The 13749-nt window shown below is 65.1% G+C and carries 11 protein-coding genes; 8 read left to right on the top strand and 3 right to left on the bottom strand.

Annotated elements, in window-relative coordinates; translation table 11 throughout:
* Positions 1-45 precede the first annotated feature (45 nt).
* The 6 genes from ATB98_RS27270 (at position 46) to ATB98_RS27245 (ending at position 7599) form a co-directional block, all read left to right on the top strand.
* Complete coding sequence (locus tag ATB98_RS27270; RefSeq protein WP_066879680.1) at positions 46-819, top strand: N-formylglutamate amidohydrolase; 774 nt, start codon at positions 46-48, stop codon at positions 817-819.
* 159 nt (positions 820-978) lie between these two features.
* On the top strand, positions 979-2475 hold the full coding sequence (locus ATB98_RS27265; protein ID WP_066879675.1) for an amino acid permease: 1497 nt from the start codon (positions 979-981) through the stop codon (positions 2473-2475).
* 76 nt (positions 2476-2551) lie between these two features.
* Positions 2552-3922 carry a glutamine synthetase family protein gene (locus ATB98_RS27260; protein WP_066879672.1) on the top strand — a complete coding sequence of 457 codons (1371 nt, stop codon included), beginning with the start codon at positions 2552-2554 and terminating at the stop codon, positions 3920-3922.
* A gap of 218 nt (positions 3923-4140) precedes the next feature.
* Entirely contained in the window at positions 4141-5526 is a 1386-nt protein-coding gene (locus tag ATB98_RS27255) for an aldehyde dehydrogenase family protein (RefSeq protein WP_066879669.1), read from the top strand.
* Entirely contained in the window at positions 5523-6668 is a 1146-nt protein-coding gene (locus ATB98_RS27250; RefSeq protein WP_066879667.1) for an iron-containing alcohol dehydrogenase, read from the top strand. Before ATB98_RS27255 ends, ATB98_RS27250 begins: the two co-directional genes overlap by 4 nt.
* A gap of 214 nt (positions 6669-6882) precedes the next feature.
* Complete coding sequence (locus tag ATB98_RS27245; RefSeq protein WP_066879664.1) at positions 6883-7599, top strand: ParA family protein; 717 nt, start codon at positions 6883-6885, stop codon at positions 7597-7599.
* Between the two features lie 54 nt (positions 7600-7653).
* On the opposite strand, the gene ATB98_RS27240 is transcribed toward ATB98_RS27245, so the two are convergent.
* Both ATB98_RS27240 and ATB98_RS27235 read right to left on the bottom strand, forming a co-directional pair.
* A complete protein-coding gene (locus tag ATB98_RS27240; RefSeq protein WP_066879661.1) occupies positions 7654-8943 on the bottom strand; it encodes an NAD(P)/FAD-dependent oxidoreductase in 1290 nt (429 codons plus the stop codon).
* 223 nt (positions 8944-9166) lie between these two features.
* On the bottom strand, positions 9167-10561 hold the full coding sequence (locus tag ATB98_RS27235) for a L,D-transpeptidase family protein (RefSeq protein WP_066879655.1): 1395 nt from the start codon (positions 10559-10561) through the stop codon (positions 9167-9169).
* A 234-nt stretch (positions 10562-10795) separates the two neighbouring features.
* Between ATB98_RS27235 and ATB98_RS27230 the strand changes: the two genes are divergently transcribed.
* The gene (locus ATB98_RS27230) at positions 10796-11635 is read left to right on the top strand and encodes a DUF4432 family protein (protein ID WP_066879652.1); all 840 of its coding nucleotides are present in this window, start codon (positions 10796-10798) and stop codon (positions 11633-11635) included.
* A 73-nt stretch (positions 11636-11708) separates the two neighbouring features.
* Positions 11709-12047 (top strand): TIGR01244 family sulfur transferase, encoded by a 339-nt coding sequence (locus tag ATB98_RS27225; RefSeq protein ID WP_066879916.1) that lies wholly within the window; start codon positions 11709-11711, stop codon positions 12045-12047.
* 42 nt (positions 12048-12089) lie between these two features.
* Here the strand turns inward: ATB98_RS27225 and ATB98_RS27220 are convergent, their stop codons facing one another.
* Positions 12090-13736: a thiamine pyrophosphate-binding protein gene (locus tag ATB98_RS27220; RefSeq protein WP_066879649.1), complete on the bottom strand. Its 1647-nt coding sequence runs from the start codon at positions 13734-13736 to the stop codon at positions 12090-12092.
* Between the last annotated feature and the right edge of the window lie 13 nt (positions 13737-13749).

The raw sequence follows: 13749 nt of genomic DNA, 5'->3' as shown, positions 1-13749 counted from the left end.
AATTCTCTTCACAAAATCGTCAGGCGAGGCAGTGGGGAACCGGTTTTGACGGGGCTTTTGACGCAGGCAGAGGGCGGCCCGGTCGCCATCGAGAACGCAAACGCGAAGGGAGAACTCCTCTTCGTCTGCGAGCACGCGTCCAGCCGTCTGCCCGAGCGCCTGGGAACGCTCGGCCTCTCGAAGGAGGCGCTCGAGAGCCACATCGCCTGGGATCCGGGGGCGTTGGCGGTCGCGAGGCTGCTCGCCGAACGGTTCGACGCGACGCTCGTTCATCAACGCTTTTCGCGGCTCGTCTACGACTGCAACAGGCCGCCCGAGTCCGATGCCGCGACGCCGGTCGTCAGCGAAGTCTACGAGGTGCCGGGCAACGGGACGATGTCGGCGGCGGAGCGGCAGGCGAGGGTGGAGGAGATCTACGAGCCGTTTCACGATGCGGTTTCGCGGCTCGTCGGCGACCGCAAGGCCGCTGGCGGGCGGCCCGTTCTCGTCACCATGCACAGCTTCACGCCGGTCTATTTCGGCGAGCCCCGCTCCGTCGAAATCGGCATCCTGCACGACGCCGACAGCCGGCTGGCCGACCGCATGCTCGCGGCCGCTGCCGACGGAGACGTGGGTTACGACATCCGCCGCAACGAGCCCTACGGGCCGGCCGACGGCGTCACGCACAGCCTGATCGAATACGGCATCCGCTTTCGGGTGCCGAACGTCATGATCGAGATCCGCAACGATCTCATCCGCAACGAGATCGGCCAGAGGGTCATGGCCGATTATCTGGCAGGACTGCTCGCCAAAGGCGTAGCCGCCCTTCCGGCACAATAAAGACCCTGGGGAGCGGCAAAGCCGCGGTGAATGCATCGCCCACCGGCAAAGACGGGGACAGAGGGCGGTGCTGATCAAGAGCCGGCGCTGACATTCGAGACGAAGGCGGAAAGCCCACGTTTGTATGCGCCCACACAAGCTTGAACAGGAGAGAAGGGCATGGAGAGCCAACCAGCAGGTGTGAAATACAAGAAGGCGGATACTACCTATTTCGAGCAGCGCGGCCTCAGGCGATATGCAGGCGTCTGGTCGCTCTGGGCGCTCGGCGTCGGCGCCGTCATTTCCGGTCATTTTTCGGGATGGAACCTCGGGCTCGCGAGCGGTGGCTGGGGCGGAATGGCAATCGCCACGGTGCTGATCGCGATCATGTATCTCGGTCTGACGTTCTCGATCGCCGAGATGGGCGCCGCCCTGCCGCATACCGGCGCGGCCTATTCCTTTGCCCGTACGTCGATGGGCCCGTGGGGCGGCTTCGTCACCGGCCTTTGTGAAAACGTCGAATACGTGCTGACGCCGGCGGTCATCGTCTTCTTCATCGGTTCCTATCTCGGGAGCATCTTCGGCACGTCCGCTTCCTTCCAGCCGGTCTGGTGGATCGTCGGCTATATCGTCTTCGTCGGTCTCAACATCATCGGCGTCGAGCTATCCTTCAAGGTGACGGTGATCGTCTGCCTGATGGCACTGGCGGTGCTCGGCGTCTTCTGGGTCTCGGCGATCCCGAACATCGACTTCATGACCTGGGCGATGAATATCGGCCCGGACGGTGCGGCGATCGAAGGCGGCAACGGGCCGTTCCTTCCGATGGGTCTCGGCGGTGCGCTCGCGTGCCTTCCCTTCGCGGTCTGGCTGTTCCTCGCGATCGAACAGCTGCCTCTTGCGGCGGAAGAGTCGATTGCGCCCCAGAGGGACATGCCGAAGGGCATCATCCTGGGGATGCTGACCCTCATCTTCTCCGCCACCATGATCCTGTTCCTCAACCCTTCCGTGGTTGGCGTCGGCGCAGCCGCGCTCGGCAAGTCGGGCGAACCGCTGCTCGACGGCTTCCGGGCGATCTACGGCGACACCGCGGCCAAGCTTCTGGCCTTCGTCGCGATCATCGGGCTGATTGCCTCCTTCCACACCATCATCTTCGCGCAGGGACGACAGATCTATTCGCTGTCGCGGGCAGGTTACTTTCCGACCTTCCTGTCGGTGACGCACCACAAGGGCAAGACGCCGCATTTCGCCATGATCTTCGGGGCATGCGTCGGTCTCGCCATCATGCTGTTCCTGTTCTTCACCCTCGAGGCGGACAAGTCCGCGGTCGCGATCGGCGGCACGCTGCTGAACATGGCGGTCTTCGGCGCCATGTGCTCCTATGTGGCTCAAGCGATTTCGTTCATAATATTGAGGAAGGGCCATTCTTATATCGAACGGCCTTATGTGAGCCCGTTCGGCATACCGGGGGCAGTCGCGACGATCGTCATCGCGCTCGTCACGGTCTACTTCCAACTGCTCGACCCGGCATACCGTGCTGGCGTGTACGGGGTGGCCGCATGGTTTGCGATCGGCATCGCCTATTTCGCGCTCGTCGGCCGGCACCGGCTCATCCTTTCGCCGGAGGAGGAGTTCGCGCTCGAGCACCAGGAAAAGGCGGCGACGGCCGTTACGGTCTGACCATTTCGAAAGCGCGACCCGGCCATGGCCGGGTCGCGTCTGCTCAGGAAAATGAAAACGGGATTGGACGGCACAGATGAGTGCGACTTATACGTTTGACGAGCTGAAGAAGGACGTGGCCGAGGGCCGCATCGACACGGTGCTCGCCTGCCAGGTGGACATGCAGGGCCGCCTGATGGGCAAGCGGTTTCACGCGGAGTACTTCGTCGAGAGCGCCTGGAAGGAGACGCATAGCTGCAACTACCTGCTGGCGACCGACCTCGAGATGGAGACCGTCCAGGGCTACAAGGCCACGAGTTGGGAGAAGGGGTACGGCGACTATACGATGAAGCCGGATCTCTCGACGCTCCGGCGCATTCCCTGGCTCGAAGGCACCGCGCTGGTCCTCTGCGACGTCCTCGACCACCATACCCACGAAGAGGTGCCGCATTCGCCGCGGGCGATCCTGAAGAAGCAGGTGGCGAGGCTGGAAGCCATGGGCCTCAAGGCCTTCATGGCGAGCGAGCTCGAATTCTTCCTGTTCGACCAGTCCTATGACGATGCGCGGCTCTCCGGATATCGCGACCTGCAGCTCGCCAGCGGCTACAACGAGGATTACCACATCTTCCAGACGACCAAGGAAGAGGACGTGATGCGGGCGATCCGCAACGGCCTCCAGGGTGCCGGCATCCCGGTCGAGAACTCCAAGGGCGAGGCTTCCGCCGGCCAGGAGGAGATCAACGTGCGCTATGCCGACGCGCTGACGATGGCCGACCGCCATGCAATCATCAAGAACGGCTGCAAGGAGATCGCCTGGCAGCGCGGCAAGGCGATCACTTTCCTGGCCAAGTGGAACTATTCGGCCGCCGGCTCCTCGTCTCACATCCACCAGTCGCTCTGGAGCGCCGACGGCGAGACGCCGCTGTTCTTCGACAAGGCGGCGCAATACGGCATGTCGGAGCTGATGCGCCATTATGTGGCGGGGCTGCTTGCCCATGCGAGCGAGATCACCTATTTCCTGGCGCCCTATATCAACTCCTACAAGCGCTTCATGGCAGGCACCTTCGCGCCGACCAAGGCGATCTGGAGCAAGGACAACCGGACGGCCGGTTATCGCCTCTGCGGCGAGGACACCAAGGCGATCCGTATCGAATGCCGCGTCGGCGGCTCCGATCTCAATCCCTATCTCGCCTTTGCCGCTCTGCTCGCCGCCGGCATCTCCGGCATCGAGAACAAGATGGAACTGGAAGCGCCGTTCGTCGGCGACGCCTATCACGGCACGGACGTGCGCGAGATTCCGCACACGCTCCGGGATGCGACAGAGGCGCTTTCCGGCTCGACGATGCTGCGTGCGGCCTTCGGCGAGGAGGTCGTCGACCACTATGTCCATGCCGCGCGGTGGGAGCAGACGGAATATGACCGGCGGGTGACCGATTGGGAGGTCGCGCGCGGTTTCGAAAGGGCGTAGGAGCTTGCGGGTTTTACCCCTCCCCAACCCCTCCCCACAAGGGGGAGGGGCCTAGCCTGCGGCACCGACTTCGCTCGCCTGACCCGCCACCACTTGTGGAGGCGTTGCGTGGCGCGAGGCGGTGCCGCAGGGTAAGTCCCTCCCCCTTGTGGGGAGGGGTTGGGAGGGGAAACCCCCGACCCGCATTTCAATTTGAAAGCAGAAGCAGGAAGACGATCATGACGATGATCCAGTGCATTTCGCCCGTCGACGGCTCGGTTTACGCCGAACGTCCGGCCATGCCGCTCGAGCGCGCCAAGGACGCCGTGGCACGCGCGCGTCTCGCGCAGAAGGGCTGGGCGAAGCGCCCGCTCGATGAGCGCGTCAAGCTGGTGCTTGCCGGCGTCGCGCGGCTCAACGAGATGGTGGACGAGGTGGTGCCGGAGCTTGCCTGGCAGATGGGCCGGCCGGTGCGCTATGGCGGCGAGTTCAAGGGCTTCAACGAGCGCTCCAACTACGTCGCTTCGATCGCGGCCGACGCGCTGAAGCCGATCGTCGTCGAGGAGAGCGACCGCTTCGAGCGGCGCATCGAGCGCGAGCCGCATGGCGTCGTCTTCGTCATCGCGCCGTGGAACTATCCCTATATGACCGCCATCAACACGGTCGCCCCGGCGCTGATGGCCGGCAATACGGTGATCCTCAAGCATGCGAGCCAGACGATCCTCGTCGGCGAGCGCATGGTGCGCGCCTTCGTCGAAGCGGGCGTGCCCGCGGACGTGTTCCAGAACCTCTTCCTCGATCATGAGACGACGGCGGCGCTGATTGCCGCCAAGAGCTTCGACTTCATCAATTTCACCGGCTCGGTCGAAGGCGGGCGCTCGATCGAGCGCGCCGCGGCAGGCACCTTCACCGGCCTCGGCCTCGAACTCGGCGGCAAGGATCCGGGCTACGTGATGGAGGACGCGGACCTTGAGGCTGCCGTCGATACGCTGATGGACGGCGCGACCTATAATTCCGGCCAATGCTGCTGCGGCATCGAGCGCATCTACGTGCATGAATCGCTCTACGACGCCTTTGTCGAGAAGTCCGTTGCCTGGGTCTCCAACTACAGGCTCGGCGACCCGCTCGATCCGGAGACGACGCTCGGTCCGATGGCCAACAGGCGTTTCGCCGAAACCGTGCGCCGTCAGGTCGCCGGCGCGGTGGCCAAGGGCGCCAGGGCGCTGGTCGACCCGAAGCTTTTCCCGCAGGACGACGGCGGCGCCTACCTCGCGCCGCAGATCCTCGTCGATGTCGATCACTCGATGGAGTTCATGCGCGAGGAGACCTTCGGCCCGGCCGTCGGCATCATGAAGGTCAGGAACGACGCCGAGGCGATCGAACTGATGAACGACAGCCAGTACGGCCTCACCGCCTCGCTCTGGACGAAGGACGCCGAGCGCGCCGGCCGCATCGGCCGCGAGCTTGAAACCGGCACCGTCTTCATGAACCGCGCCGACTATCTCGACCCGGCGCTCTGCTGGACGGGCGTCAAGGAGACCGGCCGCGGCGGCTCGCTCTCGATCCTCGGCTTCCATAATCTCACCCGCCCGAAATCCTATCACCTGAAGAAAGTGACCGCATGACCATCACCGCCAATTGGAGCTATCCGACCGCCGTCAAGTTCGGCGCCGGCCGGATCAAGGAGCTCGCCGACCATTGCAAGGCGCTCGGCATGAAGAAGCCGCTGCTCGTCACCGACCGGGGGCTCGCCCCGATGGCGATCACCCAGAATGCGCTCGACATCCTGGAAGCCGGCGGCCTCGGCCGCGCGATCTTCGCGGACGTCGATCCGAACCCGAACGACAGGAACCTGGAAGCCGGGGTCAAGGCGTTCAAGGACGGCGGCCATGACGGCGTCGTCGCCTTCGGCGGCGGCTCCGGCCTCGATCTCGGCAAGTGCGTCGCCTTCATGGTCGGCCAGACCCGGCCGGTCTGGGACTTCGAGGATATCGGCGACTGGTGGACGCGGGCGAGCGTCGGGGGCATCGCGCCGATCGTCGCCGTCCCGACGACGGCAGGGACCGGCTCCGAAGTCGGCCGCGCCAGCGTCATCACCAATTCGGCAAGCCACGTGAAGAAGGTGATCTTCCATCCGAAATTCCTGCCGGGCGTCACCATCTGCGACCCGGAGCTGACGGTCGGGATGCCGAAAGTGATTACCGCCGGCACGGGGATGGACGCCTTCGCGCATTGCCTCGAAGCCTATTCCTCGCCGTTCTACCACCCGATGTCGGCCGGCATCGCGCTCGAAGGCATGCGGCTCGTCAAGGAATACCTGCCGTGCGCCTACAAGGACGGTGCTGACATCGAGGCGCGGGCCAATATGATGAGTGCCGCGGCGATGGGCGCAGTCGCGTTCCAGAAGGGTCTCGGCGCGATCCACTCGCTCTCGCATCCGGTCGGGGCGATCTACAACACCCATCACGGCATGACCAATGCGGTCGTGATGCCGCCGGTGCTGCGCTTCAATCGCCCGGCGATCGAGGAGAAGATCGCGCGCGCGGCCGCCTATCTCGGGATCGCCGGCGGCTTCGACGGCTTCTACGATTACGTTCTGCAACTGCGCGAGGCGCTCGGCGTTCCGGACAAGCTCGCCGCACTCGGTGTCGGCACCGACCGCATCGACGAGATGGCGGAGATGGCGATCGTCGATCCGACGGCCGGAGGCAACCCGGTCGAGCTGACGCTCGATGCGGCGAAGAAGCTCTTTGCCGAGTGCATCTGACGGGAGCTCGCGTTAATTTTTTCGGAGCCCGGAAACCCTGGTTTTCCGGGCTTTTTCATTGCGCTTCACCGGCAATAAGATGTTTTTATTAATATTTGGGGGCCGAAAGTTTCCATTTTGTTAACCATGTTCTGAAAGGTTCTATTAAGAAACCGGCGCGCCCGTCCTGCCTGGGACCGGCCTGCAAAAAGAACATGCAAAAACGAGGTGGAAGATGGCGGTCATCACATTCGCCAATGCGAAGGGCGGTGCGGGCAAGACGACCGCGGCGCTGATTCTTTCGACGGAGCTGGCGAGACAGGGCAACCGCGTCGTGGTGCTCGACGCCGATCCGCAGCGCTGGATCACCAGCTGGTCCGAAGTGTCCGGGCACATCGCCAACCTGGAAGTGATCTCGCATGTCACCCCGGCCTCGCTGCCCTGTCACATTCGCGAGCTCAAGGGCGAGGTCGATTTCATCGTCATCGATCTCGCCGGCGCCAGGGACGCGATCGTCGCGCTGGCGCTCGGGCTTTCCGATCAGGTGCTGATCCCCGTTCAAGGCTGCGCGATGGATGCGCGCGGTGCGGTGCAGATCCTCGAACTCATCCGCCAGATCGAGGAAAGGGCGAGGGTCCGCATCAATCACTCGGTCGTGTTGACGCGCGTCAATTCTTTGGTGACGACGCGGGCGCTGCAGACGATCAAGGCGCTGCTTGCCTCGCGCGGCGTCTCGGTCCTCGATACGCCGATCGTCGAGCGCGTCGCCTATCGGGAGATCTTCGAATGCGGCGGCACCCTGCAGACGATGGACCCGAACCGGGTCAGCAATCTCGATAAGGCACGCGAAAACGCCTTCGCGCTTGCAAGCGAGGTGCAGAACCTGCTCCCGATGTCGGCGCGCCGCGCCCTGATGTCCCGCTTGCGCTCGGCCTTGCCGCGGGCGGCGTGAGACGCTTCCGTCCCGGTGACAGGCGCGGGCATGGAGGGAGCGGAGACGCGTGCTTCAGAACCGCCGGTCGATGAAGTGCTTGGCCTGGGCGCCGACGTGATAGAAGGCGGACTTCAGGTTCCGCCAGGGATCCGCCGTGATCGGCGATTCGGCGAGCGGGATTGCTGAGCTGTCGCCGGTGACATAGCGGGCGAGCGCGCGGCCGAAGACGGTGCCCGGCGCGATGCCGCGGCCGTTGTAGCCGCTGACCGTTACGACATTGGGGGCGAGCACGTGCATCGCCGGCAGGTTGTTGGTGGTCATGCCGATGCGGCCGTCCCACCAGTATTCGAAGCGGAAGTCGCCGATATAGGGGAATAGTCTGCGCACTGAACGGGCGGCGAAGGCCCGATGTGTGCTGGCGGCGAGCGCGTCGAGGCGGCCGATCGAGCCGAAGATCAGCCGGTTCTGCCGGTCCATGCGGAAAGAGGTCATGACGAGGCCCGTGTCCCAGGCGCCCTGGCGTTGCGGCAATATCCGCGCGGCGACCTTTTCCGGGAGGGGATTGGTCGCCATCTGAAAAAAGGGCAGGATCGTCAGTTCCTGCCGGTACTCCTTCCAGGGCACGTCGGCAACGACGCCGCCATAGGCATTGGTCGCAAGGATGACGTGGCGCGCCGTAACCGTACCTTGCCCGGCCTTCAGCTTCCAGAGATCGCCTTTGCGCTCGGCCGCAAGAAGCGGCGTATCCGTGAAAATCTCGGCGCCGGCCGCAAGTGCCGCTCGGGCCAGTCCGTGCGCATAGGCGAGCGGCTGGATGGTCCCCGCCCGCCTGTCGAGCAGCGCGCCGGTAAAGCCCGCTGCTCCGGAGAGCGCCTGCGCCTTCTCGGCCGAAAGCACCTCGACCGGCGCGCCGCGCTTCTGCCATTGCGCCTCGCGCTCCTCGATCTCCTTCAGCCCCTCGTCGCCGACCGCCATGTGCAGGGTGCCGTTGCGCACCGCTTCGCATTCGATGCCGTGCTTGGCGACGAGCTCGTAGACGAAGGAGGGACCTTCGCCCAGTTCGTCGAGCAGCCGGTTTCCGGCCGCGGCTCCAAGCGTTGCGATCAGGTCGTGGGGCTTTACCCACATGCCGGCATTGACGAGGCCGACATTGCGGCCCGAACCGCCGAAGCCGATCATCCGCGCTTCGATCACCGTCGCCTTGACGCCCATTTCGGCCAGATGAAGCGCGGCGGAGAGACCGGTGAAGCCGCCTCCGACGATCGCCACCTCGGTCGTCACCGCGCCGGTGAGCGGCGCCGTTTTCGGGGCGGCCGGTGCCGTCGCATGCCAGAGATTGGGGAGAGGGCGCTCCGTCGCCATCGCGGACATTCCTTTGCGGTGATTGAGGGTACTGAACCTCGTGATAAGGCCAATGCGGCAAAGTTTTTCATGACAATGTTTCATGATGTCATGAGGGCCGCAACGTTGCGCTTTCCGCTACGGTGACAGCTGGTTAGCGGCCGCAGTCAGGGCCGCACTAGCATGAGATCACGCTTCGGTCGACGGACGAACCGGCGCTGCAGGAGCGAGGAGCGCGGTGGCCTTAATCGACGAACTCGACGGTTACGCCGGGGCTCACCATCTTGCCGAGTTCCGTCGCATCCCAATTGGTCAGACGGATGCAGCCATGGCTCTGGGTCTTGCCGATCTTCGACGGCTCCGGCGTCCCGTGGATTCCATAGGTCGGCCGCGAAAGCGCGATCCAGACGGTGCCCACCGGGCCGTTCGGGCCGGGCTGCAGTTGCAGGATCTTGTCGTTCGCGCCCTGTTGGAAATTGATCTTCGGATTGTAGGTGTAGCCCGGGTCGAAGGCGATCCGCTCGACGCTCACCGTGCCGGACGGCGAAGGCGTGTCGGCCGAGCCGATGCTGGCCGGATAGGCGGCGATGAGGTTTCCGGCGTCGTCATAGGCGAGCACCTGCTTGCGCCCCTTGTCGGCGATGATCCGCGCCACCTTGCCCGTCTTGTTCGCGCCGGGATTGATGACCTTGATCGTCGTGCCGGGGATGGTGAAATCGACGCCGGGATTGAGTTCGCGCAGGTAGTTCTCGTCCATATGGAACTTTTCGCCGAGCATTTCGGTGGTCGACGTGAAGGACAGATGCGGGAGCATCGCCTTGTGCGCATAATCCTCGGGGATCGAGGCGACGTAGGGGCCGGCCGCATCGGCGGCGGTGATCGTATAGTTCGTGATCGGCAGGCCGCCGTTGAAGCGCAGGCGTTCGAGGATATCCTCGGTGTTGTTGGGGTCGAGCGTCTCGCCGGTCGCCTGCTGCCAGGCTTCGATCGCCTTGGTGACGTTCGAGCCCATCCTGCCGTCGATGACGCCGGGGGAGAAGCCTTCGCGGTCGAGGAAGACCTGCAGCGCCGTGATCTCCGCGCTCGATTTGCCCTTCACCGCGGCCGCCGGCGGCATCGGCTGCTTGAGCGGATTTTCATATTGCGGGTCGTAGGCCGCCTCCTCGGAGAGCGACGGAAGACTGTTCGGAAGCTCTTCACGCTCCACCGGAGCCGGCTGCACATCGCGGTAGTCGGGGACGGTGCCGGTAAATTCGCCCGGCTCGGAATAGCCGTAGCCGCGGTCGCGCTCCGAATAGCCCCCGGCGTCATACTGCCGGCGACGGACGGCACCGTAGCCATCATTCGGCACCACGGTCGCGACGATATTGCCCCAGGGGTCGACCAATACGGTGCGACCACGCCGGTCACGCATGACCTGGACCTCGTCGCGGCCCGGCATATAGTCGAGGATATCGCCTTCCGGGGTGACCAGCATCACATCGCGGTCGCTCCAATAGTCGCCATAGCCTTCCTGTGCATGGGCCGGGGCGAACTCACCGGCGAGAAGCCCAAGTGCGGCAACAAGCGAAAGGCCAAAGCGAGGCGCTGACGTCACGATAGAACCCGTCTTTCTGGTGGTTTTCCTGGCGCGGTACATGCCGATTCCGACGTTAATGTGAAAAAAATGAATTCATCATGAACATTCCCTTAAATCCTAGTTAAGCGACCCCTTCGAGCGTTGCAACGGGACACGGCGCCCGAAACGCGGCATCCGCCGCTCGACCTTGTTGAATCCATAACGTTTTTTCGTCGGGATGGTTCGCCCGCAACACACACGGCGGGGCCCGCTTGCGCTATTATGCCCTGATCCGCCTGATTCTGGGGGCCAGGAATGCAGACCGTGCTCAGCGCCGGCGAGGGCAGCGAGAGACATATCCTCTTCGACCGTTCGTCGGCGCTCGATATCGCCGCCTTCGTTGTCGCCGGCATCGACCTGTCGCCCGGCACCGCAATTCCCTCCGATGGTGATCCGCGCATCGACCGCGCGCTCGCCGGCTTCCTCTTCACCTGCGGTCCCGACCACATCCGTCACCCGGAGCCTGTGGAAGGCGGCGGCGGCAGGCATTATCCCTTGCACGGCTCCCTCGCGGGGACGCCCGTCACCCGGACGACGATGTCGGCCGGCGGCGACCGCTGCAGCGGCGCGATCGAGGTCGATCTCGCCTGCGGCGGCCGTGCCGCCGTCGAGCGCCTCTGGCAGATCGATGAGCCGACGGGCAGCGTGACACTTTCCGATCGCGTCATCAATATCGGCGCAGCGGCTTTCGCTCCGATGATGATGTATCACATGAACATTGCCGGGCGGCTCCTCGGCGACGACACGCGGATCGAAAGCCCGTCGGTCGAGGGCGGGTCGCTCGCCTGGCGCTTCGGGGAAGGGGAAAGCGCGCATTTCTGCCGCAAGGCCGTCGCCGGCGACGGCCGATGGGCGGAGGTGGCGCTGGCGGCGCTGCCGGGGCTGCAAGACCGCACGCTCAGCGTGCGTTTCCGGACCGACACGCTGCCCTTCCTGCAGATGTGGCGCTGCCAGCGCGGCGGGGCGAATGTAATCAGCATCGAGCCGGCATCACACCGCCTGGCAAAGCGGCCGGATCTCGCCGCGCACGGGGAACTCGACCGGCTCGAGCCCGGGCAATCGCGCAGCTACGCGCTTGCCTTCGCGGTCGCCTGAAAACGCCTTCTCGATTGACGCCGCGCGGCGGCGGGCCTACATCAGGGCAACGCATTTCTTGAGGAGCGCCGACATGGACATTCGCCCGATCAACGATGAGTATTCGGTCTCCGGCCAGATCACCGTTGAGGACCTCGACGAGATCAAGGCGCTCGGATTCAAGTCCATCGTCTGCCACCGCCCGGATTTCGAGGCGGCGGACCAGCCGACCTTCGATGCGATTGCCGCGCGGGCCCAGGAACTGGGGTTGGAGATCGCCCATATTCCCGTCGGCCCGATGGGCGTGACGGCCGATGCGGTCACCCGCATGGTCGATGCGCTCGACGAGTTCCCGCGCCCGATGCTCGGCTATTGCCGTTCCGGCGCACGTTCGACGGCCGTCTACCAGCAGACTCTGCACATTCGCGGTTGAGGCAACGCCCGCCGGCCGCGGGTGCAGGCAACCTTTTCGACTTCAGCCGTTGCGGATTTCGGTGAGCGTGCGCGTCGGCGTGATCGCTTCCGGATCGAGCTTGACCTCGATGATCGTCGGCTTGCCGCTGGCGCGCGCCCTCAGGAAGGCTTCGGCGAACTCCTCCGTCCGTGCCACCGTCTCGCCGTGACCGCCATAGGCGCGGGCGAGTGCTGCGAAATCCGGGTTCGTCAGATCCGTTGCGCTGACGCGGCCGGGATACTCGCGCTCCTGATGCATGCGGATCGTGCCGTAGATGTTGTTGTTGATGACGAGGACGATGATCGGCAGCTCGTAACGAACCGCCGTCGCGAATTCCTGGCCGTGCATCAGGAAGCAGCCGTCGCCGGCAAAGCAGATGACCTCGCGATCGGGATGAAGATGCTTGGCCGCGACCGCCGCCGGCAGTCCGTAGCCCATGGAGCCCGAGGCGGGTGCGGCCTGCGTACCGTAACGGCGGAAGCGATGGAACCGATGCAGCCAGGTGGCGTAGTTGCCGGCGCCATTTGTGAAGATGGTGTCGGGCGCGGTGTTCGCCTCCAGCCAGTTCATGATCGGCCCCATCTGCACGTCGCCCGGTCCTCTTTCGGGCGGCGTCGACCACTGGCGGTAGGCGGCGTGCATGGCGGCAGTGCGCGCGGACCAGGCCGGTTCGCCGGCGGGCGCAATGCCAGCGAGCGCGGCGACGAAATCGCGCGGGCTTGCGGCGATCGCGAGATCCGGGCGATAGACGCGGCCGAGTTCGGTCGGGTCCGGATGGATGTGGACCAGCGTCTGACGGGGGTAGGGCACGTCGATGAGCGTGTAGCCGGACGAGGGCATTTCCGAGAAGCGGCCGCCGACGAGGAGAACGAGATCGGCATCCCTGATTTCGCTCGCCAGCGCCGGATTGATGCCGATCCCGACATCGCCGGCATAATTCGGATTGAGGTGGTCGAAGAGCATCTGCCGGCGGAAGGAGCAGCCGACGGGAAGGTGCCAGCGTTCGGCGAAGGCTTGGAACCCGGCGACGGACTCGGGCGACCAGCGTGTGCCGCCGAGAACGGCGATCGGCCGCCGTGCGGCGGCGAGGAGCTCCGCCAGCCGGGCGATCTGGGCTGGGCCCGGATGGCTTTCGACCGGCTGGTAGGCGCGTGCCGCCGGGGGCTCGGCGCGCTCGGTGAGCATGTCCTCCGGCAAGGTCAGCACCACGGGACCTGGGCGGCCGGAAGTCGCCACGGCAAAGGCGCGGGTCACGAATTCGGGAATGCGCGCGGCATCGTCGATTTCCCCCACCCATTTCGCCACCTCGGTGAAGGCGCGGCGATACTCGATCTCCTGGAAGGCCTCGCGCTCGCGGGCGTCGCGTTGCACCTGACCGATGAACAGGATCATCGGCACCGAATCCTGCCGCGCCACATGCAGCCCGGCCGAGGCATTGGTGGCGCCGGGGCCGCGGGTGACCATGCAGATGCCAGGCGCGCCGCTGAGCCGCCCCCAGGCATCGGCCATCATCGCCGCGCCACCCTCCTGCCGGCAGACGACGACGTCGATGTCGGTGTCGTGGAGCGCGTCCAGCACGGCGAGATAGCTTTCGCCCGGGACGCACGAGACGCGCTTGACGCCGTTCGCGACGAAAGCCTCCACCACCAGTTGCCCACCCGTCTTCATCCTGCACCTCCCA

Origin of the sequence: Sinorhizobium saheli, from assembly GCF_001651875.1 — a bacterium.
In the GTDB taxonomy this organism is placed as follows: domain Bacteria; phylum Pseudomonadota; class Alphaproteobacteria; order Rhizobiales; family Rhizobiaceae; genus Sinorhizobium; species Sinorhizobium saheli.
The sequence above is the reverse complement of the archived record's forward strand: the minus strand, read 5'-3'. Positions and strand labels throughout refer to the sequence as shown.